Annotated in this window: 17 protein-coding genes; 12 read left to right on the top strand and 5 right to left on the bottom strand. The window is 66.2% G+C overall.

The genetic code is table 11. The features are described 5' to 3' along the window. The first annotated feature begins 116 nt into the window (after positions 1-116). Positions 117-707, top strand: coding sequence for a TetR/AcrR family transcriptional regulator (locus ASB57_RS27410; protein ID WP_057655034.1), 591 nt, complete (start codon positions 117-119; stop codon positions 705-707). Between the two features lie 52 nt (positions 708-759). On the opposite strand, the gene ASB57_RS27415 is transcribed toward ASB57_RS27410, so the two are convergent. Further along, complete coding sequence (locus ASB57_RS27415) at positions 760-1,737, bottom strand: tripartite tricarboxylate transporter substrate binding protein (protein ID WP_057655035.1); 978 nt, start codon at positions 1,735-1,737, stop codon at positions 760-762. Between the two features lie 203 nt (positions 1,738-1,940). On the opposite strand from ASB57_RS27415, the gene ASB57_RS27420 reads away from it, so the two are divergent. Further along, complete coding sequence (locus tag ASB57_RS27420) at positions 1,941-2,930, top strand: quinone oxidoreductase (protein WP_057656486.1); 990 nt, start codon at positions 1,941-1,943, stop codon at positions 2,928-2,930. 65 nt (positions 2,931-2,995) lie between these two features. On the opposite strand, the gene ASB57_RS27425 is transcribed toward ASB57_RS27420, so the two are convergent. Continuing rightward, positions 2,996-4,651, bottom strand: coding sequence for a nuclease-related domain-containing DEAD/DEAH box helicase (locus tag ASB57_RS27425; RefSeq protein WP_057655036.1), 1,656 nt, complete (start codon positions 4,649-4,651; stop codon positions 2,996-2,998). Positions 4,652-4,746: 95 nt separating this feature from the next. Here ASB57_RS27425 and ASB57_RS27430 point away from each other — a divergent pair, with 95 nt between their 5' ends. Together ASB57_RS27430 and ASB57_RS27435 are read left to right on the top strand one after the other, a co-directional pair. After that, positions 4,747-5,676: a helix-turn-helix transcriptional regulator gene (locus ASB57_RS27430; protein ID WP_057655037.1), complete on the top strand. Its 930-nt coding sequence runs from the start codon at positions 4,747-4,749 to the stop codon at positions 5,674-5,676. A gap of 106 nt (positions 5,677-5,782) precedes the next feature. Then, complete coding sequence (locus ASB57_RS27435; RefSeq protein WP_057655038.1) at positions 5,783-6,487, top strand: fumarylacetoacetate hydrolase family protein; 705 nt, start codon at positions 5,783-5,785, stop codon at positions 6,485-6,487. 50 nt (positions 6,488-6,537) lie between these two features. Here ASB57_RS27435 and ASB57_RS27440 read toward each other — a convergent pair whose 3' ends face one another. Then, the gene (locus tag ASB57_RS27440) at positions 6,538-8,055 is read right to left on the bottom strand and encodes a serine hydrolase (RefSeq protein ID WP_082621873.1); all 1,518 of its coding nucleotides are present in this window, start codon (positions 8,053-8,055) and stop codon (positions 6,538-6,540) included. A 215-nt stretch (positions 8,056-8,270) separates the two neighbouring features. Between ASB57_RS27440 and ASB57_RS27445 the strand changes: the two genes are divergently transcribed. The 8 genes from ASB57_RS27445 (at position 8,271) to ASB57_RS27470 (ending at position 13,689) form a co-directional block, all read left to right on the top strand. Further along, on the top strand, positions 8,271-8,717 hold the full coding sequence (locus ASB57_RS27445) for an SRPBCC family protein (protein ID WP_057655039.1): 447 nt from the start codon (positions 8,271-8,273) through the stop codon (positions 8,715-8,717). Positions 8,718-8,852: 135 nt separating this feature from the next. Further along, positions 8,853-9,149, top strand: coding sequence for a YXWGXW repeat-containing protein (locus tag ASB57_RS30870; RefSeq protein WP_082621874.1), 297 nt, complete (start codon positions 8,853-8,855; stop codon positions 9,147-9,149). A gap of 27 nt (positions 9,150-9,176) precedes the next feature. Next, positions 9,177-9,284 (top strand): lipoprotein, encoded by a 108-nt coding sequence (locus ASB57_RS31220; RefSeq protein WP_156414456.1) that lies wholly within the window; start codon positions 9,177-9,179, stop codon positions 9,282-9,284. Positions 9,285-9,302: 18 nt separating this feature from the next. Then, positions 9,303-9,938 (top strand): RNA polymerase sigma factor, encoded by a 636-nt coding sequence (locus ASB57_RS27450; protein ID WP_369822883.1) that lies wholly within the window; start codon positions 9,303-9,305, stop codon positions 9,936-9,938. Further along, positions 9,935-10,444, top strand: coding sequence for a hypothetical protein (locus ASB57_RS27455; RefSeq protein WP_057655040.1), 510 nt, complete (start codon positions 9,935-9,937; stop codon positions 10,442-10,444). The genes ASB57_RS27450 and ASB57_RS27455 overlap by 4 nt, the downstream gene beginning before the upstream one ends. Then, complete coding sequence (locus tag ASB57_RS27460; protein ID WP_057655041.1) at positions 10,441-10,929, top strand: periplasmic heavy metal sensor; 489 nt, start codon at positions 10,441-10,443, stop codon at positions 10,927-10,929. The genes ASB57_RS27455 and ASB57_RS27460 overlap by 4 nt, the downstream gene beginning before the upstream one ends. Positions 10,930-11,032: 103 nt before the next feature. Then, positions 11,033-12,538 carry a DUF1800 family protein gene (locus tag ASB57_RS27465; protein WP_057655042.1) on the top strand — a complete coding sequence of 502 codons (1,506 nt, stop codon included), beginning with the start codon at positions 11,033-11,035 and terminating at the stop codon, positions 12,536-12,538. A 5-nt stretch (positions 12,539-12,543) separates the two neighbouring features. Further along, on the top strand, positions 12,544-13,689 hold the full coding sequence (locus ASB57_RS27470) for a DUF1501 domain-containing protein (protein WP_057655043.1): 1,146 nt from the start codon (positions 12,544-12,546) through the stop codon (positions 13,687-13,689). A gap of 112 nt (positions 13,690-13,801) precedes the next feature. Here the strand turns inward: ASB57_RS27470 and ASB57_RS27475 are convergent, their stop codons facing one another. After that, positions 13,802-14,362: a DUF2846 domain-containing protein gene (locus ASB57_RS27475; RefSeq protein WP_057655044.1), complete on the bottom strand. Its 561-nt coding sequence runs from the start codon at positions 14,360-14,362 to the stop codon at positions 13,802-13,804. A gap of 108 nt (positions 14,363-14,470) precedes the next feature. Further along, a complete protein-coding gene (locus tag ASB57_RS27480; protein WP_057655045.1) occupies positions 14,471-15,601 on the bottom strand; it encodes a DKNYY domain-containing protein in 1,131 nt (376 codons plus the stop codon). Positions 15,602-15,640: the final 39 nt, after the last annotated feature.

A 15,640-nucleotide genomic window follows, 5' to 3' on the forward strand; every position in this document is an offset into this window, starting at 1 on the left:
CGAACCGACCGACCGGTCGGTTGGGTAGGATCTTAGACCCTTTTCCCACAAAGTCCAGCCCTGGGATATTCCCTTATCATCCCTCCTCATCTTTTTGGACGACAGGATCGAACACCATGACTGCGCGGGATCCCGGACGTTACGAACAGATCATCGACGAGGCGCGGCGCCTGTTCGCGCGCCATGGCTATCAAGGCACGTCGCTGAACATGATCGCGGCCGAAGTGGGGATATCGAAGTCGGCGCTGTACCACCACTTCCCGGACAAGGAAACGCTCTACCGCAACCTGGTGTCGTCCGGGATGGAGACGCTGTACACGCGCGTGCGCGATGCCATGGCCGCGGAACCCGCGGACCCGGCGCTGCGCCTGCGGGCGTTCATACGGGCCTCGGTGACGTATTACGAGGAGTGCCACGACAGCTGGGTATCGGGCTCGTTGTTGTTCTGGTCCACGGACAGCGAGGCGCATCGCGCCCTGGTGGTGCAGTGGCGCGATGCCTATGAAGGCTTGTTGAAGGAGGCCTTGCGCGACGGCATCGCCGCGGGCCTGTTCAAGCCCGACACCAACGTCAGCCTGGCGGGCAAGTTTCTCTTGTCGTCCTTGAACCAGCTGTCGCGCTGGTACCGGCCGGACGGCGAGAAGACCGCGCAGGAGATCATGGACTACTTCGTCGGCATGTTCCTGCACGGCATAGAAAAGGCCTGAGGCGGACTCGGTCCGCACCCAGGCCCGGCTTCAAACACGCGTTAACGCAGGCTCAATCCACCGTCGCGCCGGACGCCTTGACGGCCGCGCCCCACTTCACGATTTCCTTGTCGATGAAGGTCTGGTATTCCTTGGGCTTCATCACCATCGGTTCCACGCCAAGGCTGGCCAGCTGCGCCTTGATGTCGGGCGAGGCCAGGATCTCCTGCACGGCCTCGTTCATGCGCCTGGTGACATCTGCGGGCAGGTTGGCGGGGCCGAGCAGGCCGTACCAGGGTTTGGCGTCGAAGCCCTTGATGCCGACCTCATCCAGCGTGGGCACGTCCGGCAGCGCGGCGGAACGCTTGGCGCCGGTGACGGCGAGCACCTTCAGGTTGCCGGCCTTGACCTGCTGCATGATGGGCAGCGGGTTCTCGAATGCCAACGGCACCTGGCCGCCGACCAGGTCGTTCAACAACGGGCCCGAGCCCTTGTAGGGGATGTGCTGGATCTTCTGCTTGGTCGCGGTGTTGAACATCTCGCCGATGATGTGCTGCGGCGTGCCCGAGCCGGCGGAGCCGTAGGACAGATTGCCGGCCTTGGCCTTGGCGATCACATCCTGGACCGAATTCAAGCCGGACTTCGCGTTGACGGCGACCACGAAGCTGGTGTCGGCCAGGGGCGACACGGCGGTGAAGTCCTTGTCGGGGCGATAGGGCAGCGACGTGTACAGCGTGCCCGCGATCACGATGGGGCCGCTGGCCGCGAGCAGGAAGGTGTAGCCGTCCGCCTTGGCCTTGGCCACGTAGGCCGTGCCGATATTGCCGCCCGCGCCGGAGCGGTTCTCGACAACAATGGCCTGGCCGAACTTGGCTTGCAGCCGCGGCGCCAGCAGGCGCGCCAGGATGTCGGTGGTGCCACCCGGGGCATAGGGCGACACGATGGTGATGGGGTGGTCGGGCCAGGTATCTTTCGCGTGGGCGGCCGGCATGGCGGCCATCCCTGTCACGGCCAGCAGCGCCGCCAGACGATGGGTAAAGGTCAGGCTCATTCTGTTGTCTCCTCAATCTTTCGTTGTGGTGACGGTGAGAGTACTGAAAGGATGAGCCGCCGCGAGAGCGTGTTTACCCTTAGGTTCAACTGGTGTTAAGGCGCGGCCGGCCAGGCGGCACCGGCTGAATCCGTGCCGCGCTATAGAATCTGTCGGGACAGCGTGATGACAACGATCAAACGGAGACAGGCATGGCGGCAACGATGCGGGCGATCACCATAGAAAGTTACGGCGGACCCGAAGTGGTGCGCGTGCGCGACGACGCACCCGTGCCGGTGGCGGGCCCAGGGGAAATCCTGGTGCAGGTGGCCTGCGCCGGCGTGAACTTCATGGACATCCATACCCGCCAGGGCAAGTACGCCCAGTCGCAGACCTATCCCGTGCGCGTGCCTTGCACCCTGGGGATGGAAGGCGCCGGCGTGGTGGTGGCGACGGGGCCCGGCGTGACCCACCCCGCCGTTGGCCAGCGTGTCGCCTGGTGCGTGGCATGGGGCAGCTTCGCCGAGTATGCGGCGATTCCTGCAAGGCAGGCCGCGGTGCTGCCCGATGCGATCGCCTTCGATACCGCGGCGTCGGCCATGTTCCAGGGATGCACGGCGCATTATCTGTTGCACGACGTGGCGGCATTGACGGCAGGGACGAGTTGCCTGGTGCATGCGGCGTCCGGCAGCATCGGTCAACTGTTGATCCAGATGGCCAAGCGCATCGGTGTCACCGTCTATGCCACCGCGAGCACGGAGGACAAGCGCGCCGTGGCGCTGGCGCGCGGCGCGGACGTGGCCATGCCCTACGACGATGGCGGCTTCGCGGACCGCGTGCGGACGTTGACGGACGGGCGCGGTGTCGATGTGGTGTTCGATTCGCTGGGCAAGGCGACCCTGCGCGACAGCATGCGGGCGACGCGCAAGCGCGGCCTGGTGATCAACTACGGCAATGTGTCCGGATCGGTGAAGGACCTGGATCCCTACGAGCTGGGCGAAGCTGGCTCGCTGTTCCTGACGCGGCCGCGCCTGGCCGACCACATGGCCGATGCCGCCACCGTCCAGCGGCGCGCCGACGATGTTTTCGCTGCAATCCTCGAAGGCAGCCTGCACATCGAGATCACCGATCGCTACGCCTTCAAGGACATCGCGCTGGGCCACGCGCGCATCGAAGCGCGCGAGCAGGTGGGCAAGGCCGTCGCCTGGATCTGAGCGGCAGCAGCCATGTCTCGTCTGTCACTCGCGTCTGCCAGGCGACGTCCGCCAACCAGCGCACGTCACGCCACGTGCTGAATCTCGATGCCCATCTTCTGGCGCAGTTGCGCGGCGGCCGGTTCGGTGGCGATCAGGATCAGCTTGAGCGTGGCCCGCGTGGCGCCGACGAACAGTTTGCGTATGGCCCGTTCGTCCAACGTTTCAAAATCGATTTCGGTGAAGATCACCGCCGGAATCGATTGGCCCTTGAAGCGATAGACGGACTCCGCCAGCACATCGCCATGGGTGTACACCGGCAGCCCCAGCAGGTCGTATTGCCCGGTGAAGCGGCGCAGGCCATGCGGCCCCAGGCGGTCATGCGCCAGCACCCGTGAACGTTGGTGGCCGTGATAGCTGATCACGGCGATATCGTCCGCGCGGAAACCGTCGGAATAGCATTTGCGTATGCCCTGCTTGACCGCCAGCAGCAGGCTTTCCTCGTCGTGATAGGACAGCACCTCGACATCGCTGTCGGTGATGGGCGCTTGCGCGTCGATGCGCACGTCGTCCGGCAGGATGGATTGCAAGAGGTTGACCACGGGCCGCGGGCTGCGGAAATTGCTTTGCGCGCGCAGGCGCACCCATCCCGGCATCTCCGGCGGCAGGTGGCCGTAGAGATTCTGCATGGGATCTTCCAGCCACACCACGCGGGCATCCGGTTTGGCCAGGCGCAGCACCATGCCGCCCCAACGGGCATTGAAGTCCTGCCCTTCGTCGACGATGACCGTGTCGAACATGAAGTCCGGCGGCACGGCCAGCGCCTCGGCATCGTCGACCAGCTTTTCGAAGGCCTTGGGTTGGGAGAAGTCCGGGCTGCGGCCCACGTGCTGCAGCAGGCGATCGCACAGTAGATGGAAGGAAACGGCCAGGCCGCCCTCCGGCGCGATGCTATTGAAATGGTCGGCCAGCGGCCGGTTGAAGCAGACATACAGCGGCCGCTTGCCTTGCTGGATGGCATCGCGGTACTCGGCCAGCGCCAGCTGGGTCTTGCCCGAGCCCGCCGTGCCGGTGACGCGCAGGCGGTAGGGGGTGATGTCCAGCTGGCGTGCCCAATGGGCCAGCCCGCCCGCCAGGCGGGTGACCCAGGCGCGAGCCTGACCGATCAGCGCGCTGACATCGGTTTCAAGGCGGATGATGTCGCGCAGGAAGTGGTCGACCTGCGCGCGGCGGGGTGACGGCTCGCCCGGCGGCAGGATGTCGCGGATGACGGCGGCCAGCTTGTCACGGCGGCCGGCATCGACGATGCGCTCCGGCGACAGGCCGGCGGTGGTCGGCGCCAGCACGCGATGGTCGGGACAATAGAGCAGGTAGTCCAGCCCCACGTCGGCCCCATTCAGGCTGCGGGCCAGCTTGGCGCGCAGGGTGTCGGCGGTCAGCGCCATCTGCACCGGCACCAGCTGGGACTTGCCTGCATGGCGCTTGGCCAGGCCCTGGTCGGTTTCCTCCAGGGCGCCGGCCTTCTGCTCGATGACCAGCAGGTCGCCCGCCCGGTTGATCACCACGAAGTCGATTTCCCCATGGATGGCATGGCGGCCTTCGATATTGGTCCAATGGATGGCGTGGTAGACCGTGTAGTCGTCGGACAGGGCCCGCTTCAGGTGGGCCAGCGTTTCCAGCTCGCGCTGGGCCGGGCCGCTGCGTTGCAGGTTGTCCCATCCGTCCGGAATGATGTGCGCCACGTGAGCTCCTGTAGGCTGGTCTGCCGTATCGTACCGATTTTGCGGCGCGGCGGGTTCCGGGTTTAATGTCAGCCTGCCTTCAGAGTTCATGTCTTATGAGCGTCGATACCGCCGCTGACGCCGGCGCCACTTCCCGTTCCGGCCTGGTCCGTACCTATGCGATGCGCGAACGCAGCGATCGCACGGATTTCTATATCCGCGCGCAGGACGTGCGGCGCCCGCTGGAAGAGATGCATCGGCATGATTACTTCCAGATCCAGGTCAACCTGGGCGGCGACACCATCCAGCAGATCAGCGGCGTGACCCGGCCTTTCCTGAAGGGGATGCTGGCCTTCATTCTGCCGCATCGCATGCACCGGATTCCCCATCCGGAAGGCGGCCGCTTCATGGTGCTCAACTTCTCCCAGCAGTTCCTGCGGCCGGGGCTGGATTGCGATCCGCTGGACCTGGAAGACGTGCCGCTAAACGAGGTGCCCGAGCTGGCGCCCTTCCGTTTCCAGGAGTTCCTCGATTACCAGGTGCCGGAAGGGGAGTTGGCGGAGCTGGCGGCCTTGCTGGCCCGCATGCAGCAGGCGGACCAGGACCGCATGTTCGGCTCCGCCGAGGTCCTGCGCGGCTACCTGCTGCAGCTGATCGGCGCGGTATGCCTGCGCCACGGGGCCGAGCTGCAGGCCCAGGCGCGCCGGGACGCGCCCCGCAGCGGCCGGCGCGATGCGCTGGCGCGGGTGCGGGCCCACATCGAGCAGCAGCTGGGCAGCGCTGAGCTTTCCTTGAACAGCGCGGCGGCGGCCGCCTACCTGTCGCCCAGCTATCTGGCCCACTTGCTGCGCAAGGAGCTGGACCGGACGTTTACCGACCTGGTCCTGGAGCGGCGGATGAATCGCGCCAGGTCGCTGCTGCTGACCAGCGACAAGCGCGTGGCGGACGTGGCGCATGCCTGCGGTTTCGCCGACGAAGCCTACTTCTCCCGGCGCTTTCGCCAGCAGGCGGGGGTCTCGCCCCGGGAGTTCCGGCGCCAGGGATGAGCATTTGCGTGGAAAGTTCCAAATCCTCAGCAAGCTTGTCCAAGTTCCGGGACGAATAGGCCTTTAGACTACAGGTTCTTATCCTGGAGTCTGGAGCACGCTACACATGTCTTCCTACGTCATCACCCCGGCCGAACAGGCCTCGCTGGCCGTCGCCGGCAGCGACAAGCGCTTCCCCGTCCGCCGCGTCTACTGCGTGGGCCGCAATTACGCCGAACACGCCCGCGAAATGGGCCATGATCCGGACCGCGATCCGCCGTTCTTCTTCAGCAAGCCGGCCGACGCCATCGTGCCCGCCGAAGGCACGATCCAGTACCCGCCCCAGACCGAAGACTTCCACTACGAAATCGAATTGATCGTCGCCATCGGCAAGGGTGGCAAGAACATCCCCGTCGACCAGGCGCTGGATCATGTGTGGGGCTACAGCGTCGGCATCGACCTGACCCGCCGCGACCTGCAGGCCACCGCCAAGAAAATGGGCCGTCCGTGGGAGTGGGCCAAGGGCTTCGACGTGTCGGGCCCGTCCACCCCGCTGAAGCCGGCGTCGGAAGTGGGTCATCCGTCCAAGGGCCGAATCTGGCTGGGCGTGAATGGCGACGTGCGCCAGCAGGGCGACCTGTCGGAGCTGATCTGGTCGGTGCCCGAAGTCATTTCCTATATTTCCGAATCGATGGCCTTGCAGCCGGGCGACCTGATCTTCACGGGCACCCCGGCCGGCGTGGGCGCCATCCGCCCGGGTGATGTCGTCACCGGCGGCGTGGACGGCATCGGCTCCTTCGAAATGAAGGTCGGCCCCAAGCCCTCGAAGTAATGAAGGCGGGAGCCCTCGGACGAGGGCTCCGCCAGCCGCCCCCGCGCAAATCACCGACGCGCGAAGGTGCCGAGGCGGTTGGTTTCCAGCAATTCCACCGACACCGCCGCGGCCGTGTCCGAGTCGCCGAACTTGAAGTCGACGGCGGACACCGAACCCTCTTCGTAGTTCTCGCCGTGCATGGCTATCGTGTAGCGGTCGCCGTCCCAATGGCGCATGGCAAAACGCATGGCCTTGGGGCCCAGCACCAGTTCCAGGCCTGCCCGTCCCTCGACCACGTGGGCATCGCCGAAGTAGGGATTGCCGTAGACACCCAGGTAGGCGGCCGGTGCGCGGGGCGGCGCGGCATTCTCGGGCGGGTGCTTGTCCACCAATGACCCCGCGCGCTCGGCATACGGCGCGAACAGCGGCTGATACGCCGCAAACCAGTCGCGGCTGATGCTGCCGAACTGAACCAGTTCCATGAACTCCGCGATCAGGGCCTCGGCCGCCCCGATGGGCGCGGCGTTGGTCAACACCACGATGCCGACGCGGGCCGAAGGGATCACCGCGAAGGCCGTGCCCGCCCCCAGGCCAAAGGCGCCGGAGTGGTTGAAGTCGGTACGTCCGGACGCCTGCACATTGACGTTGAAGCCGTAGCCGTAGGTGTCCGCCCGTGCATTGGGGCTGGTGGCGGCCCGTGAAACGATCTGCGGGGTGATGGCCGGCAGCAGCGCCGCGGCCGGGATGAAGGGCCGGCCCTGCACGTTGCCGTTTTCGATCAGCATGGCCAGCCATTTAGCCATGTCGTTGACGCTGGAGCTGACGCCGCCGGCGGGCGATTGCGCGTCGGGTTCGCGTTGGTACCTGGGCACGTATTCGCCGTCTTGCTTGATGTGGCCGTGGGCGCGATTGTCGCGACGGGCGAAATCGGCGTAGCGGGAGCTGCTGCGATCCATCCGCAGCGGGCGATACAGCTCATGTTCCGACAGCGTGGCCCAATCGACGCCGGCGGCGGTGGCCACCGCTTCCGCGGCGGCCGTCACGCCGAAGTTGGTGTACTCGTACGTCGAGCGGAAGGGATGCAGCGGCAGATAACGCAGACGCTCAAGGATCTGCGTGCGGTCATAACCCAGTTCTTCCAAATCGTCGCCGCCATGATCGGGCAAGCCGGAGCGATGGGCATACAGATCGGCCAGGGTCAGCTGGGTAGAGACCCAGGAGTCCGACAACTTGAACCAGGGCAGGTATTGCGTGATGCGATCGTTCCACGCCACGCGCTTTTCCCCGACCTCGCGCGCGATGACCGTGGCGCCGATCGACTTGGACACGGACGCCAGCTGGAAAACGGTGTCCGCGTCGACGTCGCCGCCTTCCTTGTTATTCCGCAGGCCGTAACCCTGGGCGAATATTTTTTGCCCCTCGAGCACCACGGCCACCGCGATGCCGGGGATGCGGGTGCGCTTGCGCAGGGCCCGCGCAAGCTCGTCCAGTCTGCCTACCGCGGCGGCGATCTGCCCCGGTGGAATGGCGACACCGGGGATTTCATTGGGCATCGGGGCGGGCGCGGGCGGGCTGGCGTTCGTCATGCGGACTCCCTTGGGTAACTGGTGGGTAGGACCATAAGCGGCGAGTGCCCGTGGCCACAATGCCCTTTGTGGTGAGAGATGCATTACGCCCGGTAGACATCCGCTTACAACGCGCTTGCCGTTAAATTCATCTAAGCGGCTTGTGTGCCGATGTCGAAACCGGCGCGGCTCATTCGTCGTAGCAGTACAACCACCACTTGAGAGAGGCAAATCTTATGGCTACCGGTACTGTTCGGCTTCACCGCGTCTTGCGCTGCCCGCCCGATCGTCTCTATCGGGCTTTCCTCGATCCCGCGGCCATGGCCAAATGGCTGCCCCCGCACGGTTTCACTTGCGCGGTCCATGAAATGGATGCCCGCGTGGGCGGCACCTACCGCATGTCTTTCTACAACTTCAGCAGCGGCAAGGCGCACGGCTTCGGCGGGGAGTACCAGGAATTGGTCCCCAATGAAAAGATCCGCTACACCGATCGTTTCGATGATCCCAATCTGCCGGGCGAAATCGTGGCGACCATCACCCTGAAGCAGGTCAGCTGCGGCACGGAATTGCACATCGTGCAGGAAGGCTTGCCGGAAGTGATTCCGGTGGAGGCCTGCTACGTAGGCTGGCAGGACTCGCTGATGCAGCTGGCCCAATTGGTCGAGCCGAATATTCCTGACTGAGCGGGGTTCCTCAGCTGCCGCATCTGCATCCGCGCCCGGAAATCTTTTCTTTCATTTCCGGCCGACGGATTTTGCTCGCTTCCCCCGTTCAAGAAGAAACGGCGCATATCGCGCCAGCGAATCCGGGAGGTGACCATGAAATCCCTTACGTTCCTGAAAGTCCTCGCAGCGGCCGCCGTCAGCACGGCGGCTGCGTCCGCCTGTGCCCAGGTCATCATCGCGCCGATGGCGCCACCGCCCCCGCGGGTGGAAGTCCTGCCCGCGCCTCGGGCAGGGTATGTCTGGGATAAGGGCCACTGGCGCTGGGATCACGGGCGCTACGTGTGGGTCGATGGCCACTGGCAGGCGGTACGCGCCGGCCGCGCCTGGGTCCCTGGCCATTGGCAGGCACGTGGGCCTAACTGGCGCTGGATCCCGGGCCATTGGGCCTGACGGCAACGTTGAAGGAGTTCTGTCATGATGAAGCGAATATTGATTCTGGCGCTGGTCGCCGCGACCTTGAGCGGCTGTGTGGTGGTGCCGGCCCGGCCGGTGCACGTGCGGCCAGCGGCTGTCTACGTATATTGATCCGCTGCCTCACGCTAGCTGCGGCGGGGAGCTGCTGAGAGAGAAGATGAGGAAACGCCTGCCTTGAGTATCTTCGGTCGTGCGCGGACGATAGCCCCCAACGTCGACCCCGACGCCGAACTGATCGCGCGCGTCGGCCGGCAGGATCCGGCCGCGGTGCGCGAACTGGTGGCGCGCAAGCTGCCGCGGTTGCTGGCGCTGGCGACCCGCATGCTGGGCGACAGGATGGAGGCCGAGGACGTGGCGCAGGAAGCGTTCGTGAAGGTCTGGCAGCAGGCGCCGCGCTGGCGTACCGGCGAGGCGAAGTTCGATACGTGGCTGCATCGCGTCACCCTGAATCTTTGCCATGACCGCCTGCGCGGCCGGCACGAGCAGCCCACGGACGATCCCCCCGACACGGAGGACCCCCAACCGGGTCCGGCGGAATCCCTGGCGGGCCGGGATCGGGATGAGGGGGTCAGGACGGCGCTGGCCGCGCTGGCGCCACGCCAGCGTGAAGCCTTGGTCCTGACCTATTACCAGGAACTGTCGAACAGCGAGGCCGCGGCCGCCATGGACATCAGCGTGGATGCACTGGAAAGCCTGCTGGCGCGGGCCCGGCGCAATCTGCGCGAACAATTGGCGGCCGTTGATACCGGGAGAGTGGGGCCATGACACCAGATCGATTTCGCACCATCGTGGAGGCCTACGGCGCCGAGCCGCGGCGGTGGCCGGCAGCAGAGCGCGGCGCGGCGCAGGCCTGGGCCGACGCGCATCGCGCCGAGGCCGCCGCCATACTCGCCGCCGCGGCGCCGCTGGACGCCTGGCTGGCGCAGGATGCGGCCGCCGCGCCCGACGCGGCATTGTTCGAACGTATCGTCGCCAGTGCGCCCGCCGCCGTCGCGAGCTTGCCTGCCGCGGTCGCCAGTGGGCCTGTCGCCGTCGCCAGCGCGCCTGCCACGCCTTTGCCCGCAGGCACAGCGCGGGCAGGAAGGAACTGGCGGCGCGGGCGGGTCTGGTGGTCCAGCGTCGTCTGCGCCGGTGTCGGCCTGGCGGGCGGTTATGCGGGCGCGCTTGCGGTGTCCTTGTCCATGGTGACGACGACCTTGCCGCAAGGACATGAAGAACCCTGGTTGACCACCGGCTTCGGCAGCCCGGTCGCCGATTGGAGTGAAGAATGAACGGACGCGGCTGGAAATTCGCCCTGGTGGGGTCGCTGGTTTTGAACATCTTTCTGGTGGGCGGTATCGCGGGTGGCGCTTACCAGTGGTACGCGGGACGTGGCGCGCATCAAGCCGCGGGGGCGCCGCGCGTGGCCTTGCGCTTCGCCACTGAGGATCTATCGGCGCAGCGCCAGGCGGAATTCCTGGATGCGCTCAAGACCGCCCGGCGCGACAACCAGGACTATGCGCGGGAGGCCCGCAAGGCGCGCCGCGAGGTGCTGGCGCTGTTGGCCGCACCGCAACTGGATCGCGCGGCCCTGGATGCGGCCCTGGCCCGCACGCGCACCGCCGACGCGGCGCTGCGCGCGGCGGTCGAGAATGGCGTGGCCGGTTTCGCGGCCACCTTGACGCCGGAAGAACGCAAGACCTTCGCCGACGGCCTGCGCGAGCGGGGGCAGTGGCGCGAGCCGCAAGCGCCGGCCCGTGCGGCGGCGGGGAAGTAGGCAGGCTAGCAGCAGGCCGCCTGGAAGCAGGCAGGCTGGAACTACGCAGCTCGCAAACAAGCAGCCCGGAATTAAGCAGCCCATCACGCAGGAGGATCGCGTCATGAATACGACATCGGATACGCGGGCCGCTATCGCCTTGAATCGATATGGCCTGGGCGCGCGCCCGGACGAAACGCCGCCGACCGATCCCAAGGCCAGTCTTCTGGCCCAGTTCGAACGCTACGATCCCCGTCCCGCGGCCTGGGCCAATCAGCCTGGCTCGGCGGCATTGACGGAGAACCTGACGCAATTGCAGCAGGCGGCCAGGGCCTCGAGGGGGGAGAAAGCGGGGCAGCCCGATAAGGCGGATATGGCCGGGAAGGTGGACAGGGCCGACAAGGCGGATATGGCCGGGAAGGCAAACAAGGCCGACAAGGCGGACGCCGACGATTCCACCGCGCAGAAGACCCTGCGCACCACCATCCGCGATACGTACTGGAACGCCGTCGACGCCCGCGTGCAGAACGCCCTGGTCACCCCGACCCCTTTCGTCGAACGCCTGGTGCATTTCTGGGCCAATCATTTCGCCTTGTCCACCGACAAGGGGCCCGCCGTCGCCATGCTGGCGGGCGCTTTCGAGGCCGAGGCGATCCGGCCGCATGTACTCGGACGCTTCGAGGACATGCTGTTGGCCGTCGAACGCCATCCCGCGATGCAGCTGTTCCTGGACCAGCCGACCTCGGTCGGGCCGGACAGCAAGGCCGTGCTGCGCGCGGAAGAACGCAAGCCTTCCCAGCGCCGCGGGCTGAACGAAAACCTGGCGCGCGAGATCATGGAGCTGCACACGCTGGGCGCGCGCAGCGGCTATACGCAGGCCGACGTGACCGAGTTCGCCCGCGCGTTGACCGGCTGGAGCATCGTCGGTCCCAAAGGCCAGCGCGCCGCGCGTGATCCCGATGCGACACCGGGAAGCTTCGTGTTCCGGCCGGCGGTGCATGAGCCGGGCGCGCGTACGATCCTTGGCCGGCGCTATGACCAGCAGGGCGAAGCTCAGGCGCGGGCGGTGTTGACGGAGCTTGCCGCGGCGCCGGCGACGGCACGTCATGTCGCCGGCAAGCTGGCGCGGCATTTCATTGCCGACACGCCGCCGCCCGAAGTCGTCGACCGCCTGGCCCAGGCCTATCTGCGCGGGAATGGCGAACTGCTGCCGGTCTATCGCACGCTGCTGGACTTGCCACAAGCATGGGCGCCGACGCCGGTGAAGTTCAAGACGCCCTGGGAATGGTTGATTTCATCGCTACGCGGGCTGGGCAGGCCGGACATGGACAAGCCGCGCCCCGCGCCCACGTTGGCGCAGCTCGGACAAGCCGTGTGGCGGCCGGGCTCACCGGCGGGTTATGACGACGTCGCGGCCAGTTGGGCCGCGCCCGATGCCCTGGTGCGGCGGGTGGAGTTCGCGCAGCGGCTGGCTGCGCGCATGGGCGACCGCGTGGATCCCCAGGCGCTGGGGCGCACCTTGCTGGCGGGCACCTTGAGCCCGGCGACGGCCAGCGCGGTGGGCCGCGCCGAAAGCGTCCAGACGGCAGTCGCGCTGTTGCTGGTCGCACCCGATTTTCAACGGAGGTAGAGACCATGGCCACTCGCCGCCAGTTCCTTGGAGTCGCCGGCGCGTTCGCGGGATCGCTGATCGCCGCGCCGCGCATCGTCTTCGCCAACGTCGAGACCGATCGGCGTTTCGTCTTCGTGATCCAGCGTGGAGCCGCCGATGGTTTGAACATCGTCGTGCCTTATGGCGATCCGGCGTATGCCGGGCTGCGGGGCCAGCTGGCGATCGATCCACAGGCCGGGCTACGCCTTGATGGCATGTTCGCCTTGCATCCTTCCTTGCAACGCACGGCGGACCTGTATGCCGCGCGGCAGGCCCTGTTCGTCCATGCCGTTGCGTCGCCCTATCGCGATCGCTCGCATTTCGACGGCCAGAACGTGCTGGAGACGGGTGGCAGCGCACCCAATCAATTGCGCGACGGCTGGTTGAACCGCCTGGTGGGCATGTTGCCCAAGTCGCGTGAGAACGCCATCGCCTTCGCGCCCATCATTCCCCTGGCCATGCGGGGCGCCATCCAGGTGGCATCCTATGCGCCGTCGGCGCTGCCGCCGGCGCCGGACGATCTGCTGACCAGGGTCTCGGCGCTGTACGCGCACGATGCGCAGCTGGGGCCTTTGTGGGACGAAGCGATGCGGACGCGCGGGCTGGCGGGGGAGGCTGGCGCGCGCCAGGATCCCGCGCATGTGGGACAGCTGGCTGCCCAGTTCCTGAGCCGGGATGACGGTCCGCGCATCGCCATGCTGGAGACGGGCGGTTGGGATACGCACACCGCGCAGAATCCGCGGCTGGCGAATCAGTTGAAGGCGCTGGATACGATGCTGGCGGCCTTGCGCGAGGGGCTGGGCGCGCACTGGAGCAAGACCACGGTACTGGTGGCAACCGAGTTCGGCCGCACTGCCGCCGCGAATGGAACGGGCGGCACCGACCACGGGCAGGGGTCGGTAGCGATGGTCTTGGGCGGCGCGGTCAGCGGTGGACGTGTAGTGGCCGATTGGCCGGGACTGTCAGCGGGAAATCTGTACGAGGGCCGCGACCTGAAGCCCACCACATCGCTGGATGCCCTCATCGCCACCACTTCCGCCCATGCCCTCGGTCTGGACCCGCAACAAACTGGCAGAACCTTGTTTGGCACAGCAGGGGGAAAAGGATGGGATTTCCCCACCCTGGGGTGACGATGATGGGGGCCCCCATCATCAAAAACATTTTGGCTAGTAGCGCGGCCGGCGGGGGGCGATGGGGGGCCCCCCCATAAAAATAAATCTCTACGCTAAAAAACCAATCCGCCTACTTAACCGTCGGCACGGGAATGGATTCCACCCCGGCCGCCTGCGCCGGATCCAAAGGCGCCGCATAGCTCCGCGACTTGGGAAGCGGCGCAGTGGGACTTCCCGCCCGCTTGATGGCCCGGCGTTCCCGCGACCCCGCCCCGTGGTAGCTCATCGAATCCAGCTCGGCCTCGGCCTTCTCCTGAGTTTCTTCGTTGTACGTCAGCTTCATCCCGCCCTTGTTCACGCGGACATAGCGCGTTTCGCCAGCCCCCAGCTGCACCATCAAAGGCGCCGCGTCGTTGTAGTCGACGGTGATGCTGTACAAGCCGGCCGGGCGATTCACGAAGAAGAAATTGCCCGGCGAAGTGCGTCCCGTCTTCCAGCCATTGACCAGGACGTACGGGCTGCCCGTCGTCGGATCCCCGGCGCTGGAAGGTTGGTAGATGTAGATGCGACCCTGGCCGGCCGGCAACGAGGCGTATTGATCCTGGACCTTGTCGTAGCTCGGCCTGGCGCAGGCGGCCAGCATTCCGGTGGTCACGGCAAGAATGGCGATCAATCCCGATCGGCGGTTCATGATGAGGTGTGCTCCTGAGGCGATGATGGCGAGAAACAAACAGACGGACTGGCGTACAAATATGCTTACATTTAAGCATATTGTGCAAGAAACGGAAAATATGCCCCGTTACCTGTTCCGCGCTTCTTCGTGCCACCACCAATCTTTGAGTTCCGTGCGGAACTCGAAGAAAGGACGCCAATCGTCAAACGACGCCGCCGGATCTTGCGGCTTGCCCTCGGAATAGCAACGTAAACGGTCCGTCGCGCAGTCGCGCATGCGGGGCGAAGGTTCGCCCGGCACCGGCACGCGAAAGGTTGCGGCGTCAGCGCCTTCGATCAGCCGCTTGGCGTCGTGATACCAGGCCTGCGTGGCATCGCGGCTATAGCCGCCGCCCAGGATGCGGAAGGTGGCGGGATCGGCCCCGCGCAACCGCGCACCGTAAAAGTACACATAGTCCAGATCACGCGCGAAGACACTGACCTTGACGAGCGGATCCTGCGTCACGTCGCGGTAGTTCAGGCGCAGCTCCGGCACGATTTCGAAGCTCGACGTCTGCTTGCTGCGTATGGTTTTACCGGTGATGTAGTAGGCGTGATGCGCGTCCCTGGCATAACGCAGGTTGAGCGCCTCGAAGCTGGCGCGATCGGCGCCGTCGACGACGTACCAGTAGTACTGCGGCCGCGCCGCGCCCAACTGGCCCTGGCCGTAGACATGGCGGGTGTCGGCCACCCAGCGGCCGCCCAGCCATTGGAAACTGGCGGGATCCATGTCCAAAGGCTTGCCGTCACGGTCGGCTAGCGCCTGGCCGAGAAAGTAGACGCGCTCGCCGTCGTGGCTGTAGTAGCAGCGCGTCATGTCCGGATGCGCCGCGATGAAATGCGCTTCCCAGGGGGCATCGGCATACGGGCCGATATGCGGTTTCTTCCAGGCGGCGCGTTCGACGTGATAGGTCAGGCCGTCAAGCGTCAGTTCCTGTCCTTCGGGTATCGCCCAGCGCGGCCCCAGCAACATCGCCATGATGGCCTCGTCGCTCGCGCCATCGAAGTAGTCCCGATAAATGGGCACGCTGCTGCCCAGCCACTCATACGCTTTCGTCAGCGCGGCCCACTGAGCAGGCGTCATGTCGATGCGCGCCAAGACCTCTTCCTGGCTGCGGCCCGTGCCAAGAAAGAAGCGGGCGGCGGCGTAGACGTCGTAGGGAATGACCGGGCGGGATTCCGTGGGCGCGGGGACTGCGGTAGCGCGCTTTCGAGGCATGGCGGCATGATCGCTGATGGCGATTTCATCTGGGCACGG

It is taken from the genome of Bordetella sp. N (genome assembly GCF_001433395.1).
In the GTDB taxonomy this organism is placed as follows: domain Bacteria; phylum Pseudomonadota; class Gammaproteobacteria; order Burkholderiales; family Burkholderiaceae_B; genus Bordetella_C.

Excerpts from the sequence above, each read along its gene's own strand:
- ASB57_RS27480 (WP_057655045.1), bottom strand. The coding sequence starts at position 15,601 with ATGCCTCGAAAGCGCGCTACCGCAGTCCCCGCGCCCACGGAATCCCGC.
- ASB57_RS27465 (WP_057655042.1), top strand. The coding sequence starts at position 11,033 with ATGAATACGACATCGGATACGCGGGCCGCTATCGCCTTGAATCGATAT.
- ASB57_RS27415 (WP_057655035.1), bottom strand. The coding sequence starts at position 1,737 with ATGAGCCTGACCTTTACCCATCGTCTGGCGGCGCTGCTGGCCGTGACA.
- ASB57_RS27420 (WP_057656486.1), top strand. The coding sequence starts at position 1,941 with ATGCGGGCGATCACCATAGAAAGTTACGGCGGACCCGAAGTGGTGCGC.
- ASB57_RS27410 (WP_057655034.1), top strand. The coding sequence starts at position 117 with ATGACTGCGCGGGATCCCGGACGTTACGAACAGATCATCGACGAGGCG.
- ASB57_RS27455 (WP_057655040.1), top strand. The coding sequence starts at position 9,935 with ATGACACCAGATCGATTTCGCACCATCGTGGAGGCCTACGGCGCCGAG.
- ASB57_RS27435 (WP_057655038.1), top strand. The coding sequence starts at position 5,783 with ATGTCTTCCTACGTCATCACCCCGGCCGAACAGGCCTCGCTGGCCGTC.
- ASB57_RS27475 (WP_057655044.1), bottom strand. The coding sequence starts at position 14,362 with ATGAACCGCCGATCGGGATTGATCGCCATTCTTGCCGTGACCACCGGA.
- ASB57_RS27470 (WP_057655043.1), top strand. The coding sequence starts at position 12,544 with ATGGCCACTCGCCGCCAGTTCCTTGGAGTCGCCGGCGCGTTCGCGGGA.
- ASB57_RS27460 (WP_057655041.1), top strand. The coding sequence starts at position 10,441 with ATGAACGGACGCGGCTGGAAATTCGCCCTGGTGGGGTCGCTGGTTTTG.
- ASB57_RS27440 (WP_082621873.1), bottom strand. The coding sequence starts at position 8,055 with ATGACGAACGCCAGCCCGCCCGCGCCCGCCCCGATGCCCAATGAAATC.
- ASB57_RS27430 (WP_057655037.1), top strand. The coding sequence starts at position 4,747 with ATGAGCGTCGATACCGCCGCTGACGCCGGCGCCACTTCCCGTTCCGGC.
- ASB57_RS30870 (WP_082621874.1), top strand. The coding sequence starts at position 8,853 with ATGAAATCCCTTACGTTCCTGAAAGTCCTCGCAGCGGCCGCCGTCAGC.
- ASB57_RS31220 (WP_156414456.1), top strand. The coding sequence starts at position 9,177 with ATGAAGCGAATATTGATTCTGGCGCTGGTCGCCGCGACCTTGAGCGGC.
- ASB57_RS27445 (WP_057655039.1), top strand. The coding sequence starts at position 8,271 with ATGGCTACCGGTACTGTTCGGCTTCACCGCGTCTTGCGCTGCCCGCCC.